This window comes from Streptomyces sp. NBC_00663 (genome assembly GCF_036226885.1).
In the GTDB taxonomy this organism is placed as follows: domain Bacteria; phylum Actinomycetota; class Actinomycetes; order Streptomycetales; family Streptomycetaceae; genus Streptomyces.
Genome location: NZ_CP109027.1, coordinates 1,076,412 through 1,101,871 on the forward strand (window position 1 = coordinate 1,076,412; position 25,460 = coordinate 1,101,871).

At 71.5% G+C, this 25,460-nt stretch carries 24 protein-coding genes and 1 pseudogene; 14 read left to right on the forward strand and 11 right to left on the reverse strand.

Annotated features, from left to right (window positions below; genetic code table 11):
- Positions 1-29 precede the first annotated feature (29 nt).
- Together OG866_RS05025 and OG866_RS05030 are read left to right on the forward strand one after the other, a co-directional pair.
- Complete coding sequence (locus tag OG866_RS05025; protein WP_329332198.1) at positions 30-800, forward strand: ferredoxin reductase; 771 nt, start codon at positions 30-32, stop codon at positions 798-800.
- 108 nt (positions 801-908) lie between these two features.
- Positions 909-1,496 carry an Rv1733c family protein gene (locus OG866_RS05030; RefSeq protein WP_329332199.1) on the forward strand — a complete coding sequence of 196 codons (588 nt, stop codon included), beginning with the start codon at positions 909-911 and terminating at the stop codon, positions 1,494-1,496.
- A 465-nt stretch (positions 1,497-1,961) separates the two neighbouring features.
- Here OG866_RS05030 and OG866_RS05035 read toward each other — a convergent pair whose 3' ends face one another.
- Complete coding sequence (locus tag OG866_RS05035; protein WP_329332200.1) at positions 1,962-3,341, reverse strand: 8-oxoguanine deaminase; 1,380 nt, start codon at positions 3,339-3,341, stop codon at positions 1,962-1,964.
- Between the two features lie 102 nt (positions 3,342-3,443).
- Between OG866_RS05035 and OG866_RS05040 the strand changes: the two genes are divergently transcribed.
- The 3 genes and pseudogenes from OG866_RS05040 to OG866_RS05050 all read left to right on the forward strand — a co-directional run bounded on the left by OG866_RS05040 (position 3,444) and on the right by OG866_RS05050 (position 6,096).
- Positions 3,444-4,412, forward strand: coding sequence for an acetylxylan esterase (locus tag OG866_RS05040; protein WP_329332201.1), 969 nt, complete (start codon positions 3,444-3,446; stop codon positions 4,410-4,412).
- A 158-nt stretch (positions 4,413-4,570) separates the two neighbouring features.
- Positions 4,571-5,216: pseudogene (locus tag OG866_RS05045) on the forward strand (serine hydrolase); the annotation flags it as partial.
- Positions 5,217-5,337: 121 nt separating this feature from the next.
- Positions 5,338-6,096 carry a GntR family transcriptional regulator gene (locus OG866_RS05050; protein ID WP_329332202.1) on the forward strand — a complete coding sequence of 253 codons (759 nt, stop codon included), beginning with the start codon at positions 5,338-5,340 and terminating at the stop codon, positions 6,094-6,096.
- Between the two features lie 41 nt (positions 6,097-6,137).
- Here the strand turns inward: OG866_RS05050 and OG866_RS05055 are convergent, their stop codons facing one another.
- Entirely contained in the window at positions 6,138-6,869 is a 732-nt protein-coding gene (locus tag OG866_RS05055; protein WP_329332203.1) for a class I SAM-dependent methyltransferase, read from the reverse strand.
- Positions 6,870-6,974: 105 nt separating this feature from the next.
- Between OG866_RS05055 and OG866_RS05060 the strand changes: the two genes are divergently transcribed.
- On the forward strand, positions 6,975-7,373 hold the full coding sequence (locus OG866_RS05060; protein WP_329332204.1) for a nuclear transport factor 2 family protein: 399 nt from the start codon (positions 6,975-6,977) through the stop codon (positions 7,371-7,373).
- Positions 7,374-7,392: 19 nt separating this feature from the next.
- Here the strand turns inward: OG866_RS05060 and OG866_RS05065 are convergent, their stop codons facing one another.
- The 5 genes from OG866_RS05065 to OG866_RS05085 all read right to left on the reverse strand — a co-directional run bounded on the left by OG866_RS05065 (position 7,393) and on the right by OG866_RS05085 (position 13,593).
- Entirely contained in the window at positions 7,393-9,294 is a 1,902-nt protein-coding gene (locus OG866_RS05065) for a hypothetical protein (protein WP_329332205.1), read from the reverse strand.
- Positions 9,295-9,518: 224 nt separating this feature from the next.
- A complete protein-coding gene (locus tag OG866_RS05070; RefSeq protein WP_329332206.1) occupies positions 9,519-10,379 on the reverse strand; it encodes an SDR family NAD(P)-dependent oxidoreductase in 861 nt (286 codons plus the stop codon).
- Positions 10,376-11,677: a histidinol dehydrogenase gene (gene hisD, locus OG866_RS05075; protein ID WP_329332207.1), complete on the reverse strand. Its 1,302-nt coding sequence runs from the start codon at positions 11,675-11,677 to the stop codon at positions 10,376-10,378. Before hisD ends, OG866_RS05070 begins: the two co-directional genes overlap by 4 nt.
- A 27-nt stretch (positions 11,678-11,704) precedes the next feature.
- Positions 11,705-12,640: a VOC family protein gene (locus tag OG866_RS05080; RefSeq protein WP_329332208.1), complete on the reverse strand. Its 936-nt coding sequence runs from the start codon at positions 12,638-12,640 to the stop codon at positions 11,705-11,707.
- Positions 12,637-13,593 carry a fumarylacetoacetate hydrolase family protein gene (locus OG866_RS05085; protein ID WP_329332209.1) on the reverse strand — a complete coding sequence of 319 codons (957 nt, stop codon included), beginning with the start codon at positions 13,591-13,593 and terminating at the stop codon, positions 12,637-12,639. Before OG866_RS05085 ends, OG866_RS05080 begins: the two co-directional genes overlap by 4 nt.
- A 289-nt stretch (positions 13,594-13,882) precedes the next feature.
- On the opposite strand from OG866_RS05085, the gene OG866_RS05090 reads away from it, so the two are divergent.
- The 8 genes from OG866_RS05090 to OG866_RS05125 all read left to right on the forward strand — a co-directional run bounded on the left by OG866_RS05090 (position 13,883) and on the right by OG866_RS05125 (position 21,552).
- Positions 13,883-14,179 carry an antibiotic biosynthesis monooxygenase family protein gene (locus OG866_RS05090; protein ID WP_329332210.1) on the forward strand — a complete coding sequence of 99 codons (297 nt, stop codon included), beginning with the start codon at positions 13,883-13,885 and terminating at the stop codon, positions 14,177-14,179.
- A 33-nt stretch (positions 14,180-14,212) separates the two neighbouring features.
- Entirely contained in the window at positions 14,213-15,337 is a 1,125-nt protein-coding gene (locus OG866_RS05095; RefSeq protein ID WP_329332211.1) for an FAD-dependent monooxygenase, read from the forward strand.
- Positions 15,334-16,338 (forward strand): amidohydrolase family protein, encoded by a 1,005-nt coding sequence (locus OG866_RS05100; protein WP_329332212.1) that lies wholly within the window; start codon positions 15,334-15,336, stop codon positions 16,336-16,338. The genes OG866_RS05095 and OG866_RS05100 overlap by 4 nt, the downstream gene beginning before the upstream one ends.
- Positions 16,335-17,303, forward strand: a complete 969-nt coding sequence (locus OG866_RS05105; protein ID WP_329332213.1) for a cyclase family protein — start codon at positions 16,335-16,337, stop codon at positions 17,301-17,303. Before OG866_RS05100 ends, OG866_RS05105 begins: the two co-directional genes overlap by 4 nt.
- Positions 17,304-17,311: 8 nt before the next feature.
- The gene (locus OG866_RS05110) at positions 17,312-18,670 is read left to right on the forward strand and encodes an FAD-binding oxidoreductase (RefSeq protein WP_329332214.1); all 1,359 of its coding nucleotides are present in this window, start codon (positions 17,312-17,314) and stop codon (positions 18,668-18,670) included.
- Between the two features lie 3 nt (positions 18,671-18,673).
- Complete coding sequence (locus OG866_RS05115) at positions 18,674-19,624, forward strand: fumarylacetoacetate hydrolase family protein (RefSeq protein WP_329332215.1); 951 nt, start codon at positions 18,674-18,676, stop codon at positions 19,622-19,624.
- A 143-nt stretch (positions 19,625-19,767) separates the two neighbouring features.
- Positions 19,768-20,736, forward strand: a complete 969-nt coding sequence (locus tag OG866_RS05120; RefSeq protein ID WP_329332216.1) for a LysR family transcriptional regulator — start codon at positions 19,768-19,770, stop codon at positions 20,734-20,736.
- A gap of 39 nt (positions 20,737-20,775) precedes the next feature.
- Positions 20,776-21,552, forward strand: coding sequence for an SDR family NAD(P)-dependent oxidoreductase (locus tag OG866_RS05125; protein WP_329332217.1), 777 nt, complete (start codon positions 20,776-20,778; stop codon positions 21,550-21,552).
- Between the two features lie 51 nt (positions 21,553-21,603).
- Here OG866_RS05125 and OG866_RS05130 read toward each other — a convergent pair whose 3' ends face one another.
- The 4 genes from OG866_RS05130 to OG866_RS05145 all read right to left on the reverse strand — a co-directional run bounded on the left by OG866_RS05130 (position 21,604) and on the right by OG866_RS05145 (position 25,405).
- On the reverse strand, positions 21,604-23,121 hold the full coding sequence (locus OG866_RS05130) for an MFS transporter (protein WP_329332218.1): 1,518 nt from the start codon (positions 23,119-23,121) through the stop codon (positions 21,604-21,606).
- Positions 23,118-23,528 carry a VOC family protein gene (locus OG866_RS05135; protein ID WP_329332219.1) on the reverse strand — a complete coding sequence of 137 codons (411 nt, stop codon included), beginning with the start codon at positions 23,526-23,528 and terminating at the stop codon, positions 23,118-23,120. The genes OG866_RS05130 and OG866_RS05135 overlap by 4 nt, the downstream gene beginning before the upstream one ends.
- A 7-nt stretch (positions 23,529-23,535) precedes the next feature.
- Complete coding sequence (locus OG866_RS05140) at positions 23,536-24,306, reverse strand: SDR family NAD(P)-dependent oxidoreductase (protein ID WP_329332220.1); 771 nt, start codon at positions 24,304-24,306, stop codon at positions 23,536-23,538.
- Positions 24,307-24,484: 178 nt separating this feature from the next.
- Positions 24,485-25,405, reverse strand: coding sequence for a zinc-binding dehydrogenase (locus tag OG866_RS05145; RefSeq protein ID WP_329332221.1), 921 nt, complete (start codon positions 25,403-25,405; stop codon positions 24,485-24,487).
- Positions 25,406-25,460: the final 55 nt, after the last annotated feature.

The window sequence follows — 25,460 nt, forward strand, 5'->3', positions numbered from 1 at the left end:
AGACAGTGACTGAGACGGCGGTTGAGACGGTGACTGCGGCAGAGAGCCTCGGGGTCTTCACCCCGGCCACGCGGTTCGCCGTGCCCGGGCGTATCGCCGTGAGCAACCGGGCCGCCGCGCTGTGGCAGACCGCGACGCTCACCGAGATCCGCCGGGAGACCCCGCACGCGGCGACCTACCGGTTCGCGGTCCCCGCCTGGGCCGGTCATCTGCCGGGCCAGCACCTGATGCTGCGGCTGACCGCCGAGGATGGCTATGTGGCCCAGCGCCACTACTCGATCGCGTCCGCGCCCGACGACGCGGGGCACATCGAACTGACCCTGGACCATGTCGAGGGCGGGGAGGTGTCGGGCTGGTTCCACACGGTGGCCAGGCCCGGCGACCAGGTCGAGGTGCGCGGGCCGCTGAGCGGCTTCTTCGCCTGGCCCGGCGACCGGCCCGCGCTGCTGATCGGCGCCGGCTCCGGGGTCGTGCCGCTGATGTCGATGGTGCGGCACCACCGGGCGCGCGGGCTGACCGTCCCGCTGCGCCTGCTGGTGTCCGCGCGCAGCCCCGAGGAACTCATCTACGCGGGCGAGTTGGGCTCCGAGACGACGCCCGTGTTCACGCGGAGCGCGCCTGCGGGTGTGGCGGTGGGACGTATGGCCGCCGCACATGTGGCGCCGCTCCTGGCCGAGGCGCCCGAGGGTGGGTGGGAAGCCTATGTGTGCGGGTCCAACGCCTTCGCCGAGCACGCCTCGCGGCTGCTGGTCGAGGCCGGGCAGCCGGTGGACCGGATCCGGATCGAGCGCTTCGGCTGACGCCTCCCCCGGCGGCCGTGCGGGGTGATGGCGCGAGGGTGGACAATGTCCTCCATACGGGGTATCGGACAACGATGTGGGCACTCGCACCGGTGCGAGGAGGTCGACATGCGAACCCGGGTCCGCGGCTGGCGCTGGCGGCACAATCCACTGCGGCGCCGGTCGGACGTCGTCGAGGCGTGGACGACACTGGTCGTCGTCCTGCTGCTGCTCGTCGCCGCGCCCCTCGCCGGGGCGCTGACGGCTCGCTGGGCGCACAGCGAGGCACAGGCCGCCGCGGTGTCCCAGCGCGCCGCCAGTCACAGCGTGCGGGCCGAGGTCGTGGGCCGGATCCCGGACGAACTACCCACGGTGCAGGGCGGCCGGGCGCACTCCTTCCGTACGACGGTCTCCTGGACCGAGCCGGGCGAGGGGCGGCGGACGGCCACGGCCCGCGTCCCGGCCGGCTCGCACGACGGTGACGTCGTCACGGTCTGGTTCGACGCCCGGGGCCGCAACGTCCCCGAACCGCCGAACGCCGTCTCGATCTGGCAGCACACCGTCACCATGGGCATCTGCGCCACGGCCGGCACGGTCGGCGTGATCCTCCTCGGCCGCCTCGCCGTACGCCATGTGTCCACCCGTCACCGCCTCGCCGAGTGGGAGGCGGAGTGGGCCCGCACAGAACCGGAATGGACCCGCCGCCGCCCGGCGTGATCGTGCCCAGAGTGGACCCTTCGGCCGGCCTCCACCGTCTGGCGTGAGCGGCCCCAGAGCGAACCCTTCGGCCGAACTCCGCCGCCCAGCGTGAGCGGGCACAGAGTGGACCCTTCGGCCAGCCTCCGCCGTCTGGCGTGAGTGGCCCCAGAGCGAACCCTTCGGCCGAACTCCGCCGCCCGGCATGAGCGGGCACAGAGTGGACCCTTCGGCCAGCCTCCGCCGTCTGGCATGAGCGGCCCCAGAGCGAACCCTTCGGCCGAACTCCGCCGCCCGGCATGAGCGGGCACAGAGTGGACCCCTTGCCCAACCTCCGCCGCCCCGCCTCAGCCGACCCCGAGCAAACCCCTTGCCCAACCTCCGCCACCCCGCCTCAGCCGACCCCGAGCAAACCCCTTGCCCGGTCGCCACCACCGCCCCGCCCGAGCCGACCCCCTGGTCGGCCTCCGCCGCCCCCGGCTGTTCCTACCCCACCCCCTGCATCCGCCGCGCCACCCGCCCGTGGTCCCGTAGTGCGTCCCGCAGGGCCGGGAGTGCCGGTTCGGCGCGGTCGACCAGCACCCGCCCGCCGACCACCGTCGTCCACGCCCGTGCCGGGCCGCAGCGCAGCCACGCCTCCACCGGATCGGTCAACGCGCCCGCGAGGGCGATCTCGTGGAGGTCCCAGACGACGAGGTCGGCGCAGGCGCCGGGGCGGAGGTGGCCGATCTCGTCGGCGCGGCCCAGGCAGCGGGCCGAGCCTCGGGTGGCCATGTCGAGGGCGTCGCGTGCGGTCATGGCACCGGGGCCGCCGCGGTAGCGGCCCAGCAGCAGGGCGTTCCGGGTCTCCATCCAGAGGGAGGCGTGGTCGGTGGAGGCGGAGCCGTCGCAGCCGATGCCGACGGGCAGCCCGAGTTCGCGCATCTCGCTCACCCGGGCCGTGCCGCCGCCGATCAGCATGTTGGAGCTGGGGCAGTGCGCCACACCGACGCCCGCGTCCGCGAGGCGGCGCAGCTCGGCGTCGTTCGGGTAGATGCAGTGGGCCACCCAGGTGCGGTCGCTCATCCAGCCGCAGTCCTCGAAGTACTCGACGGGCCGGCAGCCGTACGTCTCCAGGCAGTACGTGTCCTCGTCGTGGTCCTCGGCGAGGTGGGTGTGGAGGCGGACGTCGTACCGCTCGGCGAGTTCCGCGGTAGCCGTCATGACCTCCTTGGTCACCGAGAACGGCGAGCAGGGCGCGAGCCCGACCCGGATCAGCGCGCCCGGTCCGGGGTCGTGGTGAGCCTTGATCAGGCGCTCACTGTCGGCCAGCACCTCGTCCATCGACTGCGTGACGCTCCTCGGCGGCAGTCCCCCGTCCTCCACCGACCGTGTCATCGACCCGCGGGTCGCGTGGAAGCGGAAGCCGATGTCCCGGGCGGCCCGGATCTCGGCGTCGACCAGGCGCGGGCGCGGGTGGACGTAGAGGTGGTCGGAGGATGTGGTGCAGCCGCCCATGAGGAGTTCGGCCATACCGACGTACGCCGACACGTACGCGGCCTCCTCGTCGAGGCCGGCCCACAGCGGGTACAGCGTGGTCAGCCAGTCGAAGAGCGAGCCGTTGACCGCGGGGGCGTAGGAGCGGGTGAGGTTCTGGTAGATGTGGTGGTGGGTGTTGACCAGGCCCGGTGTGACCAGCCGTCCGGACGCGGAGACGGTGGTGGCGGCCTCGGGTTCGCTTCCCGCCGTTCCGACTCCGGTGACCCGACCACCTGTTATGGCCACCCAGCCGCCCGGGATCTCCCGCTCTCCGTCCACGACGAGCAGATCGGCGTCCCTGACCAGCAGTTCGGCATTCCGAACAGGCACTTCGGAGGCAGCTGACATGGCGCCATCGTAGGCCGGTCACCGGGCAAAGGCCTGGCGATTCATCGGACCACCCACGTACGGTGTGATCATCCGCACTCCTCATCACAAAGGCGGTCCTACATGGCCCTGTTCGACCTTCCCCTCGATGAGCTCCGCACCTATCGCAGCACTTCACCGGAGCCCGAGGACTTCGACGCGTTCTGGTCCAAGACCCTCCAGGAGGCGAGGGAACACGACCTGGACGCCCGGTTCGAGCCCGTCGACACCGGGCTCGCCACGGTGCGGGTGTACGACGTGACGTTCGCCGGGTTCGGCGGTCACCCGGTGAAGGGCTGGCTCACCGTGCCCGCCGCGGCCACGGAACCCCTCCCGGCCGTCGTGGAGTTCGTGGGCTACGGCCTCGGCCGCGGGCTGGCGCACGAGCATCTGCTGTGGGCCTCGACGGGCCGGGCGCACTTCGTGATGGACACGCGCGGCCAGGGCAGCGGCAACGGCGGCGGCGGCGCCACGGCCGATCCGGTCGGGGCGGGACCCTCCTACCCCGGTTACATGACCCGGGGCATCGAGTCGCCCGAAACGTACTACTACCGCCGTCTGTTCACCGACGCCGTACGTGCCGTCGAGGCGGCCCGTTCGCACCCGCTCGTCGACCCCGCGCGCACCGCGGTCACCGGCATCAGCCAGGGCGGCGGCATCACCCTCGCGGTGGGCGGCCTGGTGCCGGACCTGGTGGCGGTCGCGCCGGACGTGCCGTTCCTGTGCCACTTCCCGCGCGCGGCGACCATGACGGACCGTCACCCTTACCGCGAGATCGGCCTGTTCCTCAGGACGCACCGCGGTCGCACCGAGGACACCCTGCGCACCCTCTCCTACTTCGACGGCGTCCACTTCGCCGCGCGCGGCAGCGCCCCGGCCCTCTTCTCGACGGCCCTGGAGGACCTGACCTGCCCACCGTCCACCGTCTTCGCGGCCTTCAACAACTGGGCGCACGACGACAAGGAGATCGAGGTCTACGACTTCAACGACCATGAGGGCGGGGGCCCTTACCAGGAGGCGGTCAAACTGCGCTGGCTGGCGTCGCACCTCTGAGGAACGTCGAACACCTTCCCTCCAGTCCGACCAGTCGGTTCGTTCACAGGGTCCGGGTCGCGGCGTCGCGGCCCGGTTTTCCGATGTACGACGATGCACGACACGGAGGCGGCTGGGCCGACGGCCCTGTGCGCTGAGCCGCACTCCCTCCAGGAGCTGTACGACTGGTGTCGGGGCTGCTGCCGGGGGCCTTCCTGCGGCGGGAGGTTACGGGGCCGCTCGGCATCGACTTCAGCATCGGGCTGCCGGAGCAGGAGTACGGCCGGGCGGCCGAGCTGGTGCACATGGTGCCCGCGTCGGGCGGTGAACAGGACGCGGGGGCCGTCCAGTTGCCGCCCCTGGCGCCGGCCTCGCCGGCCAACCCCGTGATGGGCGCGGCGGACGCCAACTCGCCGCGGTGGCGGGCCGCCGAGATCCCCGCCGCCAACGGGCACGGCACCGCGCGTGCGGTGGCCCGGCTGTACGGCGTCTTCGCGGGCCGGGGGAGGCTGGACGGACGCCGGATCCTGTCCCCGAGGCGGCCGAGCGGGTGCGTGAAGGGCAAGGCGCCTGCCGGGACCTGGAGTTGGGCGCCGGGCTCGGCCGGGACACCGAGGTGGCGCTCGGGCTGCGGCTCAGCGGGGAGAGCGGATCGTACGGGCCGAACCCGCGCGCTTTCGGACATGACGGCTTCGGCGGCTCGTGCGGTCTCGCCGCCCGGAGGCGGGGGTGTCGCTCGGGTACGTCATGAACCGTATGGGGCCTCACATCGCCGATGACCCAAGGAACACGGCGCTCGTCGACGCCCTGTACCGGGCGTTGTGAGCGGCGGTCCGTTTCGGCCGAACCGCCCGGCCGCTCTTCCCTGGTGGTTTAGACCAATGCTAGATCTGGTGGCGCACTGAGCCCGCACGGCTACCGCACGTCACGAAACAGGAGGCGCGGCATGGCCCGCACCACCCCGCACGAGGATCAACCGCTGTACTGGAGGATCGCCACGCAGTTGCTCGGGGAACTGCGCGACGGAACCGTCCCGCCCGGTGAACGGCTGCCGGGCGAGCGGCGGTTGGCCGCGCACTTCGGGGTCAGCAGAGAGACCGTACGACAGGCCCTCGAGGTGCTGCGGCGCAGCGGTCTGGTCGCCACCGACCGGCGCGGCAGCCATGCCGCGCTGCCGTCCGAGCCGGTCCGGACGCCGTCCGCGCTCGCGTTCCCGGTCGGCGCCGCACACACCCGCGCCGCCGACCGCGCCACCGTCACCTGGGAGACCCCATCGCCCGAGCACGCCGAGGCGCTCGGACTCGCCCCGCACCGGCCGACCCTCGTGCACCGCTACGAGTCGGCGGGCACCGCGGGCCGCCGTACGGCCGTGACGTCCTTCTCCGCGGTGGCGCTGGCCGAGGTCGAGGAGCTGGGCCGCTACCGGGAGCGGGCCGACGGCACCACCGCGGCCCAGCTGGGGCGGGCGTACGACTGGATGCGCCGGGCGGGGCTGACCCTGCACCACCGCGACTCCATCACCCCGCTGGCGGACACGCCGTCGGTCCGGGTGACCCGGCGGGTGCACGACCAGTACGCCCGCCCGCTGGAGATCACCGACCTGGTACTGGACGCCCAACAGGACGCGCTGGTCTACGAGTTCACCCTGCCGGCCGACGAAAGCACAACCGCACCACCGAGCCCGCGGGATCCAGCCGCTCGGTGACCAGGTGGTCAACCGCCATACAGCGCGCGGCCCCCGCCCCTTCATTCCGGCAGGCTCGCCACCACCATGCGCACCCGTGGGCTCCCGTCGCCGCGCCGCCCGAACTCCGGCAGGGCCTCCAGGGCGACACGGAACCCGGCGGCCTCCAGTTCGCGGCACACCTCCCCCAGCCGGAAGGCCCGGTAGTACATGACGAACGGGGGTCGCCACACCGCGTTGCGCACCCGCATGACCAGGTCGAAGCCCAGGAGCATCCAGTAGCCGGGAGACAGGGGGCGGGGCGGCGCGACCACCGGGAAGACGAAACGGCCGCCCGGCCGCAGCACGGAGCGGACCTGGCCGAAGAGCCCCGGCAGCTCCCGCGGCAGGAAGTGTCCGAAGGCCCCGAAGCTGACGACGAGGTCGAAGGCGGGCCCGAACGGGAGGGCCCGGGCGTCCGCACGCACCCAGTCGACCCGCGGCCCGGTGCCGGAGGGCCGTACGCGATCCCGCGCCACGGCCAGCATCCCCGTACTGAAGTCGACGCCGGTGACGCTCCGACGGCAGACCCGCGCGAGCACCTCCACTCCGGCACCCGTGCCGCAGCACAGATCCAGTCCGGCTTCGAAGGGTCCGCCACAGGCCAGCGCCTTCGCGACGGAGTCCAGCACCGAGTCCGGGGTACGGAAGGGCGTGTGGTCGAACTTCGGGGCGAGCAGGTCGTAGCCGTGTTCCACGGACGACAGGGCCTGGACGGCGAGCTCGCGCAGGCTCGGGCCTTCGGGGCTGAACATCGCGTCAGCTTAGGCGAGCACCGGCCCGCCCCCATGGACATGCCGTCGATCGAGGTCTAGCCTCATCCACACCTACTCAACAAATTGACTATGAGATGAGGTCGGATGCGCGCTTTCCGCGAGGCCGTCGAGGCATGGGACTTCGACGCCGTCGAGGCGCTGCTGGCGGAGGACGTGGTGTTCACCAGCCCGGTGGTCTTCAAGCCGTACCCGGGCAAGGCGATCACGGCGGCGATCCTGCGCGGGGTGTCGCGGGTCTTCGAGGACTTCCGCTACGTCCGTGAGATCGAGGGGACGGACGGCGAGAACCACGCGCTCGTCTTCACCGCGCGGGTCGGCGACCGCGAGCTCACCGGCTGCGACTTCCTGCATGTGAACGAGGACGGTCTGATCGACGAGTTCATGGTCATGGTCCGCCCGCTCTCGGGCGCCCAGGCCTTGGCGGAGGCCATGGGCGCCCAGTTCGGGCGGATCGAGCAGGAGGCCCGGGCGCGGCTCGTGTGACGGCCGCGCCCGCGCCGCTCTAGGCGACGGTGAGCGTGATGGCGCCGGTGTAGGTCCGGCCCGGCGTGACGGCCGTGGCCGTGCCGTCGACCGTCACGGTGAGGGTCTTGCCGCGCGGCGCCTTGACCGCGGCGTCGGCGGCGATCGCGAGCGAGGTGACGTACGACGTACCGGTGACCGTCCAGGTGGAGCCGCTGCCGAGCGACACCACGACACCGTTGTTGACGGCCGGCTGCACGGTGTTGGTCACGATGCCCAGCTCGTAGAAGGTCGAGGCGTCGATCGTCGAAACCCGGTGCTTGGTCCGGGTGGCGGAGATGACGCCTTCGACGGTGGTGTCCTCGAAGGTGAGGACCATGTTCTTGCCCTTGCGCATGCCGTTGTAGAAGTCGCCCTTCAGCTTGATGGAGGTGAAGCCGGCGGCGCCGTCGGTGGAGTGGGCGGCGGTGACGTCGAAGGCGGAGTCTTTCGTCGGGTCGGTCGTGGGCTCGGTGTAGACGCCGGTGTTGAGCATCTTGCCGTCGGTCATGACCGGTCCCGGGTCGTCCAGTTCGATCATCTGGAGGATGATCCCGTCCGCCGGGTTGAGCCTCGCCCCCTCGGAACCGTCGACGGTGATCGCCGTCTGCTGGCCCTTGTTGAGGAAGGTGGCGCGCTCGGAGTTGACGACCGTGCCGCCGTCGAGGGTCAGCGTGCCGGCGCCGAAGAACATGTAGCCGAAGTGGCCCGAGTTCACGACGGTGTTCGTGACCGGGACGGTCTTCAACTCGGCGGTGGACAGCCCCAGTTCGAGCTCGTCGTTGAGCGCGGCCACGGCCGCCCGGGTACTGTCGCCGTAGTGCACGACCGCGGCCGGGCCCGCGATGATCGTCGCGTAGGAGCCGACGTCGAACCGGGAGCCCAGGACCCGCACGGTCGCGTCGCCGATGGCGTAGGTGCCGTAGCCGTAGTCGCCCGTGTTGCCGATGTGGCTGCCCAGCACGGTCAGCTTCAGCGCACTGCCGCCCTCGACGGACAGGGCACCCCAGGTCTCCGAGAAGACGGTGGAGTTGATGTACGTCGCCTTGGTGCCCGCCCCGATGAGGTTGGTGGCGCGGACGTTGCCGTCGAGGCCGAGCATCCATGGCACGGACTGCATGTACGGGGTCTCGACGGTGGCCTGGTAGTCGGCCGGCAGGACGCCGTTGCGGGCGCGTAGACGGGAGTTCTTCACCACCACGTTGGCACCGTCGTTGGCGATGACGGTCGTACGGACCACGCCCTTGGTGTCGATCCGGGCGCCGTCCACGACCAGCTTGGTGGCCGGGCCGTCGCCGACGACCGCGGCGCCGTAGCCGGCGAAGTCGCAACGGCCGTTGCCGGTCAGGGAGATGGTCGGGTTCCGCAGCGTGTAGGCGGCGTCCTGGACGAACACGCCGTCGAAGCACTCGCCCGTGGAGGTGATCGACACGCTCTTCGCGAGGGTGTCGGTGAGCCTGCCGCCCTGTACGGCCGTCAGGACGGACTTGTCGCGGTCGACTCCGTCGGCGTCGACGTACACGGCCTGCCGGAAGGGGAAGGTGAGGGTCTCGTAGGTGATGTCGTTGGCCTCGGCGACCGTGAGGACGACGTCACCGCGGTAGGTTCCGGCCTGGATCAGGGTCGCGGTGCCGCCCGTCTCGGTCAGGAGCTGGCCTGTCTCCACGCCGTCGACGGTCAGGGAGAGGCTGTGGCCGTCTGGGGCGGCGAGGGTGCCGCCGTCGGCGACGGACAGCTCGCTCACGCGGGTGGTGGTGGAGAGTTCGTACGTCTCCCCCGCACCGACCGTGATCTTCTCGCCGGTCGACTTGGTACCGGCCGTGGCGGTGGCCGCCGGGAGCAGGACGGCGCCGGCCGTGGCCGTACCGGCGATCAGGACCGAGCGTCGGGTGATCAGCGTCATTGCTTGCCTTCCGAGGGTTCGAGTGCGCCGTCGCGCAGCGTGATGGCCCACCGTCGGCAGATGGTCACGACGGCCTGGGCGAGGGCACCTTGCGGAGCGCTGGAAGGAGTGAAGCAGCCTGTCCCAACAGGCAATAGGGGCCGTGCGGAGACATCCTGGAACCCGATGCCTCGGATCGCACGGCCCACTTCATGGCGATCACACAGGGTGGCGACGGACGCCGGTCAGGCGGGCGCGATCATCCCCGCCGACAGATCGATGTCGGCACCGCAGAGGCCGGGCATGGCCAGCATCGCCACCAGGGCCTGAGCCACCTCGTGCTCCTCCACCAGCCGGCCGAGCGCGGCGCGGGAGGCGAAGTCCCGTTCGGCCTCCTCGACCGTGCAGCCGGTGAGTTCGGCGGTGAGGCGGAAGTTGCGGTCCATGCGCGGCCCGCGAACCGGCCCCGGGGAGAGGGAGTTGACCGCTACGCCTCGCGGGCCCACCTCCCCCGCCAGGGTCCGGGTCAGGCCGAGCAGCGCCATCTTGGAGGCGGTGTACGGGGTGCGGTGCAGGAGCGGCCGTTTCCCGCTGACCGAGGCGACGTTGACGATGTCGCCCCGCCCGGCCGCGAGCATCGGCGGCAGGAAGGCGCGGCACATCAGGTAGACGCCGCGGACGTTGGCGGCGAACACGTCGTCCCACTCGTCCGGCGCGATGTCGACGAGCGGCTTGACCGGACCCGCGACGCCGGCGTTGTTGACGAGCAACGACACGTTCTCGTCGGCGAGTTCGGCGGCCACGGCGTCCACGGAGTCCGGGTCGGAGACATCACACACGGCCGTGCGCACGGCCCTGACCATGTGGTCCGCCGGCTTGTCGGGCACGCGGTCCGCCGGCTTGTTGGCCACGCGGTCCGCCGCCGTGTCGGCCCCGTGGTCCGCCGCCGTATCGGCCAGTTGCTCCGCCGCCTCCTTGAGCGCCTGCTCGTTGCGCCCGACGAGCACGATCCGGGCGGCCCCGGCGTCCGCGAGGGCGCGCGCGAACGCCCGCCCCAATGGTCCTCCCCCGCCCGTGACGAGGGCGGTACGCCCGTGCAGGCTCACTCCGTGTTCCAGGGCAGCGCGTCGCCGGCGGCCTTCGCGGCCCGTACGTCACCGGAGCGGGCGTGCCCCTCGAACAGCTCCACCCGGGAAGCGCGCCCGCACAAGCGGCCGAGCAGCGCCTGCGACCCGGTGTCGGTGACCTCCTGGTACGTCACCGTCTTGAGGTACTTCCCCACCCACAGCCCTCCGGTGTAGCGGGCCGCGCCCCGGGTGGGCAGGACGTGGTTGGTGCCGATGACCTTGTCGCCGAAGGAGACGCAGGTGCCCTCGCCGAGGAACAGGGCGCCGTACTGGGTCATGCGTTCCAGAGCCAGGCGCGGCTCGGTCGTCAGCACCTCGACGTGCTCGAAAGCGAACTCGTCGGCCAGTGCGTACAGTTCGTCGATCGTGTCGACGACGTGCACCTGGCCGTGGTCGCGCCAGGCGGGTTCCGCGTAGTCGCGGGTCGGCATGCCGGGCAGGATGCGTTCGACCTCGGCGATCGTCTTCTCGGCGACCTCGCGGGAGGTGGTGATGAGGACGGCCGGCGAGTCCGGGCCGTGCTCGGCCTGCGAGAGGAGGTCGACCGCGCAGACGAACGGGTCGGCGGCGTCGTCGGCGAGCACGAGGATCTCGGTGGGCCCGGCGAACAGGTCGATGCCGATCTCCCCGAACAACTGCCGCTTGGCCTCGGCGACATAGGCGTTGCCGGGCCCGGCGATGAGGTTCACGGGCTGCATGGAATCGGTGCCGACGGCCATCGCGGCGACGGCCTGGACCCCGCCGAGGAGCCAGATCTCGTCGGCGCCGGCGAGATGCATCGCGGCGACCGTCGCGGCCGGTATCTCCCCGCGGATCGGCGGCGTGCACGCGACCACCCGCGGTACGCCCGCGACCTTGGCGGTGACGATGGTCATGTGGGCGGACGCGGTGAGCGGGTACCGGCCGCCCGGGATGTAGGCCCCGGCCGCCTGCACGGGGATGTGCTTCTGGCCGAGCCGCACCCCGGGCAGGGTCTCGACCTCGAACGCGCCCAGGGAGTCGAGCTGGTGGCGGGCGAAGGCCCGGACCTGGTCCTGCACGAACCGGATGTCGGCGATGACCTGTTCCGGCACCGACGCGACGATCTTCTCCACCTCCTCGGCGGAGAGGCGGAAGGAGCCGGGGCTCCAGTTGTCGAACTTCTCGGAGTACTCCCGCACGGCCTCGTCACCGCGCTCGCGGATGTCCGCGATGACGCCCGTGACGGTCTCGCGCACCTGGCCGAGGGAGGCGGCCACCTCGGCCTTGGGGACGGCGTGCTTCAGGATCTGTGCCACAACGGCGGCCTTTCTGCTGTCGGTTGCTCAGACGGGCGGGGCGACGAAGAGCACGTCGGGGTCGTTGAACTGCTCCTTGGCGACCGACTCGCTCATCGGGTCGGCGGTGCCCCACTGGTCCTGGGTGATCGGGTCGTCCACGTCATGGCGGCCGGGGTGCCACAGGTCCTCTTCGAGGACGGCCAGTTCGGTGGTGTACTCCACGGTGTTGCCGTGCGGGTCGTGGAAGTAGGAGAAGGTGTTGTCGCCCGCGAGATGCCGTCCCGGCCCCCAGGTGAGCCGGGTCCCGGCGCGCAGCGCGCGTCCGGTGCCGCGCATGTACTCCTCGACGCCGCGCATCTCGAACGAGGCGTGGTGCAGGGAGACATGGGGGCCGCGGGCGATGGCGAAGGAGTGGTGCAGGGGGCTGCACCGCAGGAAGTACATGAGGTCGCCCATGTGTGTGGAGTACAGGGTGTCGGTGAGCCGGAAGCCCAGGTGCTCGACGTAGAAGTCCCTGAGCCCTTCCGGGTCCTGGGAGTTGACCACGCAGTGCGAGAGCCGCACGGGGATCGCCTCGCGCTCCTCGATCTTCCGGTGCGCGCGGGTGGCGACGTCGGCCGACACCTCGACGACCCGGCCGTCCGGGTCGAAGAACCGGAAGCCGTAACCGCCGCCCGGCGTGTCCAACGCCCGTGGCTCGCCGATGAGTTGGACACCGGCCCGGCCGAGCCGCACATGGAGCTCGTCCACGGCGGCCGGTGACACGGCTCCGAAGGCGACCAGGTCCATCCGCTTCCGCTCGTCGGAGCGGATCCGCACGATGTACTGCTCGGGGCTGCCCTCGGCAGCGAAGAAGGCGATCCCGCTGTCGCCCGCGACCTCGGTCAGGCCCCAGGTGGTGCCGTAGAACGCGCGTTGTCTCTCGAAGTCCGGTACGGCCAGGTCGACATGGCGCAGATGGGTGATGGGCTGGAAGCTCATGCGTGACTCCTGACAGCGTTGCACTGGTGACCGAGGCCGGTGATCTCCGCCTCGATGACGTCACCGGGCGCGAGGAAGACGCCCCAGTGGGCGCCGTTGCCGGCCGGTGAGCCGGTGAGCAGCAGGTCGCCGGGGCGCAGGGTGGTGGTCGTGGAGACGTAGGCGATCAGCCGGGGGATGTCGAAGATCATGTCCTTGGTCGACTCGTCCTGCCGGACGACTCCGTTGTGGCGCAGGGTGATCCGCAGGTCCCCCGGGTCGCCGACGAAGGTCGCCGGGACCAGGAAGGGGCCGGTCGGCAGGAAGGTGTCGGCGTTCTTGGCGGTGAACCAGTCGGTGCCGATGGCCTTGAGGTCGGGACGGTAGAGGCGGTCACGGGTGGTGAGGTCGTTGCAGATCGTGTAGGCGGCGACGTACGCCATGGCCTCGGCGGCGGGGATGTTCCGGCCCGACTTCCCTATGACGAGGGCGAGTTCGAGCTCCCAGTCGTGCTGCTCGCCGAGTGCGGGCAGGACGATGTCGTCGTAGGGGCCGCACATCGCGCGCGGCGAGCCGAGGAAGACGTACGGCACACCGTCGCGGATCCGCTCGTCCATCATCTGCTCGGCGTCGGCGCGGGCCTCCTCGGGTGTGGTGCCGTGCACGCTCTCCTTCTCGGCGGCGACCAGATCGACCACGTGCTTGCGGTAGTTGGCGCCGCTCTGAAGGATCTGGCCGGGCTCGATCGGGGCGAGCACCTCCAGGCCGGCCAGGTCGTACCAGGTGCCGTCGGTCAGGTCGCCGAGCCGGGGCAGCCACCGGTCCCAGTCCTCGACCAGGGCCCTGACGGACGGCACCAGGTCGGAGAGGTCGCGCACCCGGGCGCCGGTGACCAGGCCGGGGAAGGGTTCGGCGGTGCCGCGGAACGTACCGAGGGCGAACGGTCCGGCGTGGGTGGGCAGGGGATCGGGCACGGGCGCTCCTCGTAGGGGTTGGGTGGGGGTGACTCTCGTAGGCGTGCGGGTGGCTCTCGTAGGGGCGGCCCTCGCAGGGGTGGGGCGGCTCGGCTTCGACGCTAGGCATGTCGGACGCGCGGCGGAAATGGGCATCCGCGATGCCTGCCATCAGCGGCCCCGCCCGGCCTGAGCTGCGCCTCCATCGCCGTACGGGATGCATGACGTCCCCCTTGCCGATGCCTCGATCCGTTGACCGCGCACACCCCGCCGACCAGGCTCGGAGCACCCCCGAAGCAAGGAGATCGCCGTGGTCGTCGAGCATGCCCGGCTGACCGTCGAGGCCGGCCGGGAGGAGGAGTTCCAGGAGGTCTTCGGCACGGCGCGGCAGGTGCTGGCCGGGGCCGACGGCTTCCGGTGGGCCGAGCTGCTGCGCTGCGCGGAACGACCGCGGGTGTTCCTGCTGCTGGTCGGCTGGGAGTCCGTCGAGGCCCATATGACGGGCTTCCGGGAGTCCGAGCGGTTCCAGCGGTGGCGCGCGCTGGTCGGACCGTTCTTCGCCGAGCCGCCGGTCGTCGAGCACTACCACCAAGTCAGCCCGCGCTGACTCCGTCCTTCCCTACGTTCGCAAGGATCACCCATGCCCGTACACAAGGTGCTCGTCGTCGGCGGCGGCATCACCGGAAGCGTGCTGTCCCTGGCGCTCGCCCAGCGTGGCGCCGACGTCGAGCTCGTCGAGATCTCACCCCAGTGGTTCGGGGTGGGGCACGGCATCACCGTGCAGGGCAACGCGCTCAAGGCGCTTCGCTCAGTGGGGGTGCTGGACCGGGTGCTGCGGCGGGCGGTGCCCTTCGACATCATGCGGCTGCGCCGGGCCGACGGCGGGCTGATCGTCCAGCTGGACACCCCGCACACGGGCGGCCCGGATCTGCCGTCGACGGCGGGCGCCCTGCGCTCCGACCTCCAGAACGCGCTGTGCGACGCAGTGCACGACCACGGCGTCACCGTCCGACTGGGTCTGAGCGTCGAGCGCCTCGACCAGTCCGCCGACCATGTCGACGTCACCTTCACGGACGGTTCGACCGGGCGCTACGACCTGGTGGTGGGCGCCGACGGCATCAACTCGGCGATGCGTGGCCTCATCGGCATCGCGACGAAGCCCCACCCGGTCGGCATGTCCATCTTCCGCGTCGTCGGACAGCGCCCGCCCGAGATGGACTGCGCCGAGGTGTACTACGGCGGCCCCCGCTTCAAGGCCGGCTACAGCCCGATCTCCCCCGACCAGTGCTACGCCTACCTCCTCGACGAGAACCTGGACGCCTCCCTCGTCGGCCCGCGCGCCCCGCTGGCGCTGCTGCGGGAGCGCGGGGCCGGCTACGGCGGCCTGTGGGGCGAGGTGATCGCCTCGCTGCCCGACGACACGGCGGTGGACTACCGGTGGATCGAGGCGGTCCTCGTCGACGAGCCCTGGCACCGGGGCCGTGTGATGGTCGTCGGCGACGCCGCCCACGCCTGTCCGCCGCTGATCGCGCAGGGCGCGGCGATGTGCATGGAGGACGCGGTGCTGCTCGCGGAGCTGGTCACCGGGGACGAGCCGGTGGAGCGGGCGCTCGGGGACTTCATGACCCGGCGGCTGCCCCGGGTGCGGATGGTGCTGGAGAACTCGCTGCGCCTGGCCGAGTGGGAGATCCACCCGGGCACACCGGGCGCCGACCCGGCCCGCATCATGTCGGAGACCCTTCAGTCACTGACGGCGGCCGCATGAACAGCCCCGTCGTCGACTTCCACGGGCATCTCGCGGTCCCGGCCGCCGATGCCCTGGTCGCCGGCGCGCCGGGGCTGGCCGCCGAGCTGGCGGCGGAGCAGCGCGCCCACTCCCCCGAGTCGCTGGCCGTGAACCGGGCCCAACTCCAGGGCCTGGCCGTCCGGTTGACGGACGTCGGGGCGCGCCTCGCCGACCTCGACGCGATGGGCGTCGACGTCCAGGTGGTCGGCCCGATGCCGATGCACCACTACTGGGCCGACCCGGACCTGGCCCTCGACCTCGCCCGCACCACCAACGAGGCCGTCGCCGCGCACTGCGCCGAGGCCCCGGACCGGCTGTTCGGCCTCGGCACGATCCCCCTCCAGCACCCGGACCTCGCCGTCGCCCTCCTGGACCGGGCCGTCACCGAGCACGGGCTGTACGGGGGCAGCGTCTCCACGACCGTCGACGGCCGTGAACTCGCCGACCCCGTCCACGACCCCGTGTGGCACAAGGCCGAGGAGCTCGGCGCAGTCGTCTTCGTGCACCCGTGGGGCTGCTCCCTCGGCGCCCGGCTCGCGACCCACTACCTGGGCAACACGGTCGGCCAGCCGGTCGAGACCGCGGTCGCCCTCTCCCGTCTGATCTTCACGGGCGTCCTGGACCGCTTCCCCCGCCTGAAGCTGGTCGCCGCGCACGGCGGCGGCTATCTGCCGATGTACATCGGACGCTCCGACCACGCGTGGCGGGTACGGCGGGACGCGCGCGGCTGTGCCGAGCCGCCCAGCGCGTATCTGCGCCGCATGTGGTTCGACGCGCTCGTCTACACCCCGCGCGCCCTGCGCCACCTGGTCGAGGAGGTGGGCGCCGACCGGGTCGTCCTCGGCACCGACCACCCCTTCGACATGGGCGTCGACGATCCTGTGGCCCGCCTTGACGCCGCCGGTCTCGCCCCGGCCGACCGTACCGCCGTCGCCGGGGGCAACGCCCTCGACCTCCTCCTGAAAGGACGTACGCGATGACCTTGGGACCGATCGAGGAGGAGCTCGCCAAAGCCCGTGCGGCCTACCGCAATTGGGGGCGCTGGGGCGAGGACGACGTGCTCGGCACCCTCAACTTCATCGACGACGCGATCCGCGCCCACGCGGCCGGTCTGGTCCGGCGGGGGCGGCCCTTCTCCCTGGCGCTGGACTTCAACGAGGACGGTCCGCAGCGCGGTTTCCGCGGCCGGATCAACCCGGTCCACTACATGAAGGACACCGGCTCCGACGCGGCGGCCGGGACGCAGGGCTTCCCGCACGGCTTCGGCGGCGCCGACGACCACGTCGTGATGCCCCTTCAGGCCTCCACCCAGTGGGACGGGTTGGGCCACATCTACGACAACAAGCGGGCCTGGAACGGGCGTCCGTGCACCATCGTCAACGGCGACGGGGACTCCGTCACCGGTATCGAGCACATGCGGGACGCCTTCACCGGGCGCGGTGTCCTGCTCGACGTGGGCCGTGCGGTCGGCGACACGAACGGTGAACTCCCTGACGGCTTCGCCATCCTGGAGGAGCATCTGCGCGCCACGATCGAGGCGCAGGGCGCCACCTCCACGGTCCGCCGCGGCGACCTGGTCCTCGTCCGCACCGGCCAGCTCGGCCGGGTGCGACGGCTCGGCGGCTGGGGCACCTACGCGGCCGGTGACGCCCCCGGACTGTCCTTCACCACCCTCGGCTGGCTGCACCGCACCGAGATCGCCGCGATCGCCGCCGACACCTGGGGACTTGAGGTCCGCCCGTACGAGTTCGCCGAGCCGGCGATGTCCCCGCTGCACCAGATCGCGATCCCCAACATGGGGCTGCCACTCGGTGAGATGTGGGACCTGGAGGCACTCGCCGAGGACTGCGCGGCCGATGGCGTCCATGAGTTCCTGCTGGTCGCGGCCCCCCTGCCGGTGACCGGCGCGGTCGGCGCGCCCGTCAACCCGATCGCCGTGAAGTGAGGACGCGCATGTTCACCGGGACGCTCCATCTGCCCGACGACCCCGACTTCGAGGAGGCCTGCCTCGGCCGCGTCTTCAACGGCCGCCGCCCCACCGACCGGCTGCCCGCCGCCGTCCTCGAAGCACACACCGAGCAGGACGTCGTCGAGGGCGTACGACTCGCCCTGGAACGCGGCTGGCAGGTCGCCGTCCGCTCCGGCGGCCACAGCTGGGCCGCCTGGTCGGTGCGCCGGAACGCGCTGCTCATCGACCTCGGCAACTTCCGCGAGATGGCGTACGACCCGAGGACCGGGCTCGTGACGGCGACGCCCAGCGTCAAGGGCGGCGACGAACTCAACCCGTACCTCGGCGAGTTCGGCCGCTTCTTCAACGGCGGACACTGCCCCTCCGTCGGCATCGGCGGTTTCCTGCTCCAGGGCGGGCAGGGCTGGAACGCGCGCGGCTGGGGCTGGGCGGCGGAGAACATCGTCGCGCTCGACGTCGTCACCGCCGAGGGTGAGCTGGTGCGCGCCGACGAGACGCGGAACAGCGACCTCTACTGGGCGGCCCGCGGCGCAGGACCCGGCTTCTTCGGCGTGGTCACCCGCTTCCATCTGCGCACCCGCCCGCTGCCGGGGCATCTGGCCCACACCGTGCACGCCTATCCGCTGGACCTCTTCGACGAGGTGATGACCTGGCTGCACGGCATGCACCACACGGTCTCCGACCTGGTCGAGATCGTCGCCCTCACCCAGACCCCGCCCGACCTGGACGGGCCTGTGCTGCTGGTGACGGGCGTGTCGATGACGGACACCCCGGAGGAGGCCGCCAAGGCCCTCGCTCCGCTGCACGCCAACCCGTACGCGGACCGTGCGCTGTTCCGCGTCGAAGCCCAACCCACCACATTCGCCGCGCAGTTGGACGGCCAGCGCACCGCCAACCCCGAGGGCCACCGCTATCTCGTCGACAACGCCTGGCTGACCGGCCCGGCGGAGGACGTCGTCCCGGCGATGCGCAGGGCGTTCACCGAGCACCCCACCCGGCAGACCTTCACCATCTGGTTCTCCATGGCACCGCTCCGCCAACTCCCCGACATGGCCTTCTCCTTGCAGTCGGAGATCTACTGCGCCACCTACGTCGTCCACGACGAGCCCGAGCGCGACGCGGAGCTGCGCGCCTGGCTGGACGGGGCGATGGCGGCCATGCAGCCGGTGACCGCGGGCCAGTATCTCGGCGACTCCGACTTCACCGTGCGGCAGTTGAGGTTCATGGGCGACGCCCAGTGGCGGCGGCTTGAGGAGATCCGGGCCGTACGCGATCCGAAGGGGCTCTTCGCCGGCTGTCTCAGCGCCGGGACCGTCACCAACACCAACCACTGGGAGCAGTGAGCGATGCGTTTCGCGACATACGAGTACGAGGGCGTGGAGCGCGCCGGTGTGGTGCGGGACGGGGTCGTCCATCCGCTGCCGGTGAGCGTGCTGGAGCTGATCGAGACGGACGCGCTGCACACGGCGGGGGCCGAAGCCCTCGATTCTCACAGCGACTTGACCGTGGATCAGGTGCGGCTCCTGCCTCCCCTCAAGCCCCCGTCCATCCGGGACTTCGTCGGCTTCGAGGCGCATATCGAGGGTGTGTCGAAGTCGCTGGACGGGCTGGAGCACGTGCCCGAGGAGTGGTACCGGGCGCCCGCGTTCTACTTCACCAACCCGCACGCGGGGTACGGCCCGCACGACGACGTCCCGATCCCGGCCGGGTGCTCGGTGCTCGACTTCGAGCTGGAGGTCGGCGCGGTGATCGGACGCGGTGGGCGTGATCTCACTCCGGAGCAGGCCCGGGAGCACATCGTGGGCTACCTGGTCTTCAACGACTGGTCGGCGCGGGATCTCCAGAAGCCGGAGAAGAACCTGGGGCTGGGCTTCTCCAAGGGCAAGGACTTCGCCAACACGCTCGGCCCGTACCTGGTCACCGCCGACGAGGTGGCGGACCGGCGGGACGCCGACGGGTTCCTCGACCTGGAGATGACGGTCACGCTCAACGGGGAGCTCATCGGCCGGGACAGCCTCGCCCACATGTCCTGGACCTTCGAGGAGATGGTCGCCTACGCCGCCCGGGACGCCTGGGTCCACCCCGGGGACATCCTGGGCTCGGGCACCTGTGGCTGGGGCGCGCTCGCGGAGTTCTGGGGGCGCCTCGGCGAACGCACACCGCCGCCCCTGAAGCCGGGCGACGAGGTGACGCTGACCGTGGAGCGGCTGGGCACGCTCCGCAACCGGATCGTGCCCGGCCGCCGCGACGTGTATCTGCCACGGGCCCGTGAGCGCGGCCGGACGCCTCGCCCCTAGGGCAGAGGCTGACCTGCACATATTCACCGCTCACATGGTTCTTATCGCATCCCTGTGAGTTCGCCCCCGAGCTCTTCCTCGGGGGCGGAGCGTTGTCTACGCTCCGGAACCAGGCTTCAAAGACGCGGCCGGAAGGGGCATCCGTGGGACTCGGAGCGATCGATCTCAATCTTCTGGTGGCACTGGAAGCACTCCTGGAGGAGAAGAACGTCACGCACGCCGGTGTGCGCCTGTCCACCAGCCAGTCCGCGATGAGCGGCTCGCTGGCCCGGCTGCGCCGGCACTTCAACGACGAGCTGCTGGTGCGGGTGGGCCGCGAGTACGAGCTGACCCCGCTGGCCGAGCGACTGCTGCCCGTCGTGCAGTCCTCTCTGCACAAGGCGGAGGAGGCCCTCTCGCTGACCAGGCACTTCGACCCGACCCGCAGTCGGCAGCGGTTCTCCGTGGTGATGTCCGACTATGTGATGACGGTGCTCGTGGAGCCCTTGCTGCGGGTCATCGCCGAGGAGGCGCCGGGGGTCCGCATCGACTTCCACCCGATCGTCGTCGGACAGCTGGAGACCGAGACGCATCTGCGCTGCCAGGACCTGATGATCGTGCCGCTCGGCTACCAGTTGCCGGGGGTCAGCGAGACCGTGATGCACGACCGGTTCGTGTGTCTGGTCGACCCCGACAATCCCCGGCTGGTGAACGGCCGGCTCACCCTGCGCGACCTGGCGGAGATGCCGCACGCGGCGTGCGCCATCGGCAAGCTGACGCCCGCCGACCGCCAGCTGGAGACCCTCGGCATCACGCCGAAGGTGCAGGTCAGCACGCCCGGCTTCAATGTGCTGCCATTCCTGGTCGGCGGCACCGATCTGGTCACCCTCGTGCCCGAGCGGCTGGCCCGGCGCTACGAGTCCTTCGCGCGCTGTGCCGTCGTACCGACGCCGTTCCCGGACGTACCGCTGGTGGAGGCCATGTACTGGCACCACAACCGGCACTCCGACCCGGCCCATCGCTGGCTGCGGGAGACGGTCCGGCGGATCGGCGCCTCGCTCGGGGAGGAGATCGCCGCCGCGGATGACAGCCATGGTGAACACGCGTTTCCGGAGCTGCCCGTCGCTTCCTAGCGTGGACGGGAGACATCCCGAACCAACGCAGGAGGAGCCGTGAGCCGTACGCGTCTTCAGGGCCGTACCGTCGTCGTCACCGGAGCCGCACAGGGCCAGGGAGCCGCGGAGGTGACGGCGGCCGCCCGTGCGGGCGCCACGGTCGTCGCGACCGACGTCCTGGACGAGACGGGCGAGAAGCTCGCCGCGTCCCTGCGCGCCGACGGCCTCGACGTCCGCTACCGGCATCTGGACGTGTCCTCGCCGGACGACTGGGCCGCCCTCAGGGGCGGCCTCGACGTCGTGCACGGGCTGGTGAACAACGCGGGCATCCCGATGCGGGCCCGCCTCGGCGAGGTCGAACTCGCCGACTGGGAGAGGGCGTTCGCGGTCAACACCACGGGCGCCCTGCTCGGCATCCAGGCCCTCACCCCGCTGATGCCGCCGGGCTCCGCCATCGTCAACGTCGGCTCGGTGGCCGGACTCACCGCGCACCACGCGGTCGCCTACACGGCCAGCAAGTGGGCCCTGCGCGGCCTCTCCAAGGTGGCGGCACTGGAGTTGGCGCCCCGCGGCATCCGTACGAACGTCATCCACCCCGGCTACATCGAGACGCCCCTGATGGCCACCGCGAACCCGGTGTTCGTCGAGGCCCATCTGGCGATGACCCCGCAGGGACGCCCCGGCACGGCCGACGAGGTGGCGCCGCTGGTGGTCTATCTGCTGTCGGACGAGTCGTCGTACGTGAACGGCGCGGAGATCACGGTCGACGGCGGGTACGCGGCGCACGGCGGGGTGAAGGCGATCACGAACGCGCTGGACGCACCGGGCGCCTGACACAGGAAAGGGCCGGGGCTTGTCGCCCCGGCCCTTTTCGCTGTCCGTCGGTCAGACGGCCGCGGGCTGCACCGCCGCGTCGACCGTCGAGCGGGCGGTGCTCTTGCGGACCAGGAGCAGGGTGACCACCGCGCCGAGCAGGGAGGCGCAGCCGCAGATGACCACGCCGACGGCCATGCCGTGGGCGAGGGCGTCCTGGGCGGCGGCGCGGGCGCTGTCGCTGCCGGCGTTGACGACGGCGAGCGGACCGGCGGCCGCCTCCATCCCCGCGTCCGCGCCGGACAGCTTGCCCACCAGCGCGGAGGACGCGAGGCTCATCGCGACCGTGCTGATCACGGCGGGGCCGAGACCCTGGCCGAACTCACGGACCAGGCTGGTCGCGCCGGAGGCCATGCCGGTCATGTTGAGCGGTACGGCGTTGACGGCGGCCGAGGTCAGCGAGGACACCACGCAGATGAAGCCGATGCCGAGCAGCAGCACCGGGCCGATGAAGGCGGCCAGGGACGTGGTGGTGATGGGCAGGGCGGCGATCCAGAACTGGCCGGCGGCCATCGGCAGCAGTCCGCCGACCAGCAGCAGGCGCGGCTCCACCCGGGTGAGCATCCTGCTCAGCACGGGCGCGAGGAGCAGCGGGATGAGCTGAAGGATCACGAACGGCATGCCGGCCTTGAGCGCGCTGAGGTGCATGACGGCGCCGAGCCGGATGGAGACGCAGTAGGCGGTGCCGATGAAGCCGAACATGCCGGCCAGCGCCACCACGGCCGCCGCCGCGAACGACGGGATCTTCAGCAGGTCGAAGTTGAACATGGGCGAGTCGGCACGCTTCTCCACGACGACGAAGGCGGCCAGGGCCACCGCGGCGAGGGACAGGGTGCCGACGATCGCCGGGCTGCTCCAGCCGCGCTCGCCGCCCTCGATGATGCCCCAGAGCAGAGCGGTCAGTCCGACGGCGACGGTGATCTGGCCGGGCCAGTCCAGGGCGCGGCCCTCGGGGGCCTTGGAGTCGGTGACCAGGAACCAGCTGGAGACGCCGACGATCAGTCCGAGGACGACCGGCGGTACGAACGCCCAGCGGAAGTCGGCGACGGTGGCGAGCACACCGGAGGACAGCGGGCCGACGGCCGAGGCGAGGGAGATGCTCAGCGCCCAGGTGGACACGGCTTTCGCCCGGTCCTTCTCGTCCGGGGTGGCGGCCGCGATCACCGCGAGGGAGCTGGGGAAGAGCGCGGCGGCACCGATACCGGCCAGGGCCTGGCCGATCCACAGCATCTCGATGTTCTGGGAGGTCGCGTTCAGCAGCTCACCGAGCGCGAGCACGAATCCGCCGAGCACCAGAAGCCTTTTACGGCCGAACAGATCGCCCACCACACCGAAATTCAGCTCGAGAATCGCGGTGGGCAGAATGAAGGCGGACGTCACCCACGCCACCTGAGAACCGGATGCGCCGAATGCGGCCTGTATTTCGCCGTTGATGGGCGAGGGCACGGTAATACACAGCTGTGCGGCGGCCACGGCCAGACAGCAGGCTATGAGGGTTCCCCTGTCGAGTCTTTTCAGCACGCTTGTCATTCCGTACTCCGTCGCTCTATGAGTTCGATGAGATTTCCCTCGGGGTCGGTGACCCAGGCCATGCGCACTCCGGGCTCGGGGGACGGTCCCGGTGCGACGGCCTCGCCCGCTCCATGGGCCACCAGGGCCGCGTGGACGGGGTCGAGTTCAGGGGTGGTGACCGCGAAGTGGCCGTATCCCTCGGTGAGGACGGCGGTGATCGGGTCGGGGGCCCTGAGGCCCGGTGCGGAGCCCGTGCGGGCCAGCAGTTCGAGGCGCCAGCCGTGCGGATGTTCCAGGACGACACCGCTGAGGCCGGGGCCTTCGAGACGGAACTCGAAGACCGGCTTCAGTCCGAACGCGGCCTGGTACCAGGCGGTTTGGGCGTCGAGATCCCGTACGTTGACGCCCACGTGGTCGAAGCGCACGTCCACATCAGCCCGCCATGGCGCTGTCGCCGCCGTCGACCATGAGGTTCGCGCCGTTGACGAAGGCCGCCTCGTCGGAGCAGAGGAAGACGGCGGCCCGCGCGATGTCCTCCGGCTCACCGACCCGGCCGACCGGGATCCGCGCCTCCAGCTGGGCTCTCGGGCCGTCCGGGTCGTCGAGGAAGGGAGCGGTGGCCGAGGTCCTGGTCATGCCGGGGGCGATGGTGTTGACGCGGATGTGATGCGGGGCGCCGGCCGCGCACAGGTGCTTGCTCATCGCCAGCACCCCGCCCTTGGCCGCGCCGTGCGGCACCATCGGCATGAACGGGGCGCCGCGCACGGCGGCCACCGACGCCACGTTGAGCACGGCGCCGCCACCGCGGGCGATCAGGTGCGGCCAGGCCGCCCGCGTGCAGAAGTACGGGATGTCGAGCTCGTTCCTGATGGTGAAGTACCAGTCGTCGGCCGGCATCGTCTCGAACGGCCCGTTCCGCAGCGCGGAGGCGTTGTTGTAGAGGATGTCGATCCCGCCGAAGGCCTCGATCCCGGCGTCGATCCACTCCCGGGCCCCGGCCTCGGTGGACAGGTCGACGGGGGCGAGGGAGCGCATGACTCCCCCGGCCTTCTCGATCATTTCCACGGTTTCGGCCGCACTGTCCTCGTCAATGTCACAGCCGAATACCAGCGCGCCCTCAGCCGCGAATATCTGGGCGGCCGCGCGGCCGATTCCGGCTCCCGTTCCGCTGATGAAGGCGATTTTTCCCGCCAGTCGACCCATGATTGTTCAAGCCCCTTGTTCCGTCCCGCCGAAGTGCGGTGGTGGCAGCGTAGGGAGGGGGTTTGGCCAGAACAAGAAATGCGTCGGCGAATCGCCATCGGGGGTTCGTATGGCTGGTATGCGGCGCAGTAGGCCGGTCCGGGCGCGGACCGGCCTACTGCGCCCGGGGCCGGGCCGGCTACCCCACGTCCAGCACCGCCTTCCCCCGCAGCCGGCGCTCGCTCAACGCGGCCACGGCGTCCGCGACCTTGTCCCACGGGCCGCGCCAGCCGACCGGCACCCGGAGCTTGCCGGCGGCGACCAGGGCGAGCAGGCGGTCCAGCTGCGCGCGGCGGTCGGTGAGGCCGCCGCCGTTGTAGACCGACACGACCGACCGGGGCGCGGGGCTGCCCAGGGTGGAGCCGACCGGCAGCGCGGCCTCCCCGCCGGATGCCCAGCCGACGCTCTGGAGAGTGCCGCCGGACGCCAACAGGCCATAGGCGGTAACCAGTTGGGCGCCGCCCACGGTGTCGATGACGATGTCGACCGGCCGCGTCACCCGTTCCGGGCCGGACACCGCCTCGTCGGCCCCGAGCTCGCCCACCCACCGGCGTCCGTCCTCGGACCCGGCCACACCGATGACGTACGCCCCGCCGAGCGCCGCGAGCTGCACCGCGAAGCCGCCCACCCCGCCGGACGCGCCGGTGACCAGGACCCGGCGGCCGAGCAGTGGTCCCGCCTGTTCCAGCGCGCGCAGGGCGGTGCCCGCGGCGACCGGCAGGGCGGCGGCCTCGCCGAGGTCGACGCCGTCCGGGACGACGGCCAGGTCGGCCACGTCCAGGGCGCGCAGCGCGGCGAAACCGCCGCCCTCCCCGAACCCCACGACCCGGCTTCCCACCACCGGCCCGTCGCCGTCGGCCGCGGCCCGCACCACGACGCCGGCCGAGTCGAAGCCGATCACCTGACCGGGCTCTCCGTGCTCGGCGAAATACAGCTCGGCGGCGTTGAGGGAGGTGTGCCGCACCTCCACGAGCACCTGGCCCGGCCCGGGTTGCGGGTCGGGCGCGTCTCCCGGACGCAGCCGTCCGGGTACTTCCTGGTCCACGATCAGTGCGCGCATCGCGTGCCCCTCTCGGCAACGTCGGTTTCTCGTCGACATGGGCCGTACGGCCACG

Coding starts and splice junctions, on each gene's coding strand:
- OG866_RS05095 (WP_329332211.1), top strand. CDS start 14,213: ATGCCCGTACACAAGGTGCTCGTCGTCGGCGGCGGCATCACCGGAAGC.
- OG866_RS05060 (WP_329332204.1), top strand. CDS start 6,975: ATGCGCGCTTTCCGCGAGGCCGTCGAGGCATGGGACTTCGACGCCGTC.
- OG866_RS05080 (WP_329332208.1), bottom strand. CDS start 12,640: ATGAGCTTCCAGCCCATCACCCATCTGCGCCATGTCGACCTGGCCGTA.
- OG866_RS05035 (WP_329332200.1), bottom strand. CDS start 3,341: ATGTCAGCTGCCTCCGAAGTGCCTGTTCGGAATGCCGAACTGCTGGTC.
- OG866_RS05100 (WP_329332212.1), top strand. CDS start 15,334: ATGAACAGCCCCGTCGTCGACTTCCACGGGCATCTCGCGGTCCCGGCC.
- OG866_RS05030 (WP_329332199.1), top strand. CDS start 909: ATGCGAACCCGGGTCCGCGGCTGGCGCTGGCGGCACAATCCACTGCGG.
- OG866_RS05105 (WP_329332213.1), top strand. CDS start 16,335: ATGACCTTGGGACCGATCGAGGAGGAGCTCGCCAAAGCCCGTGCGGCC.
- OG866_RS05040 (WP_329332201.1), top strand. CDS start 3,444: ATGGCCCTGTTCGACCTTCCCCTCGATGAGCTCCGCACCTATCGCAGC.
- OG866_RS05115 (WP_329332215.1), top strand. CDS start 18,674: ATGCGTTTCGCGACATACGAGTACGAGGGCGTGGAGCGCGCCGGTGTG.
- OG866_RS05110 (WP_329332214.1), top strand. CDS start 17,312: ATGTTCACCGGGACGCTCCATCTGCCCGACGACCCCGACTTCGAGGAG.
- OG866_RS05130 (WP_329332218.1), bottom strand. CDS start 23,121: ATGACAAGCGTGCTGAAAAGACTCGACAGGGGAACCCTCATAGCCTGC.
- OG866_RS05055 (WP_329332203.1), bottom strand. CDS start 6,869: ATGTTCAGCCCCGAAGGCCCGAGCCTGCGCGAGCTCGCCGTCCAGGCC.
- OG866_RS05145 (WP_329332221.1), bottom strand. CDS start 25,405: ATGCGCGCACTGATCGTGGACCAGGAAGTACCCGGACGGCTGCGTCCG.
- OG866_RS05065 (WP_329332205.1), bottom strand. CDS start 9,294: ATGACGCTGATCACCCGACGCTCGGTCCTGATCGCCGGTACGGCCACG.
- OG866_RS05140 (WP_329332220.1), bottom strand. CDS start 24,306: ATGGGTCGACTGGCGGGAAAAATCGCCTTCATCAGCGGAACGGGAGCC.
- OG866_RS05050 (WP_329332202.1), top strand. CDS start 5,338: ATGGCCCGCACCACCCCGCACGAGGATCAACCGCTGTACTGGAGGATC.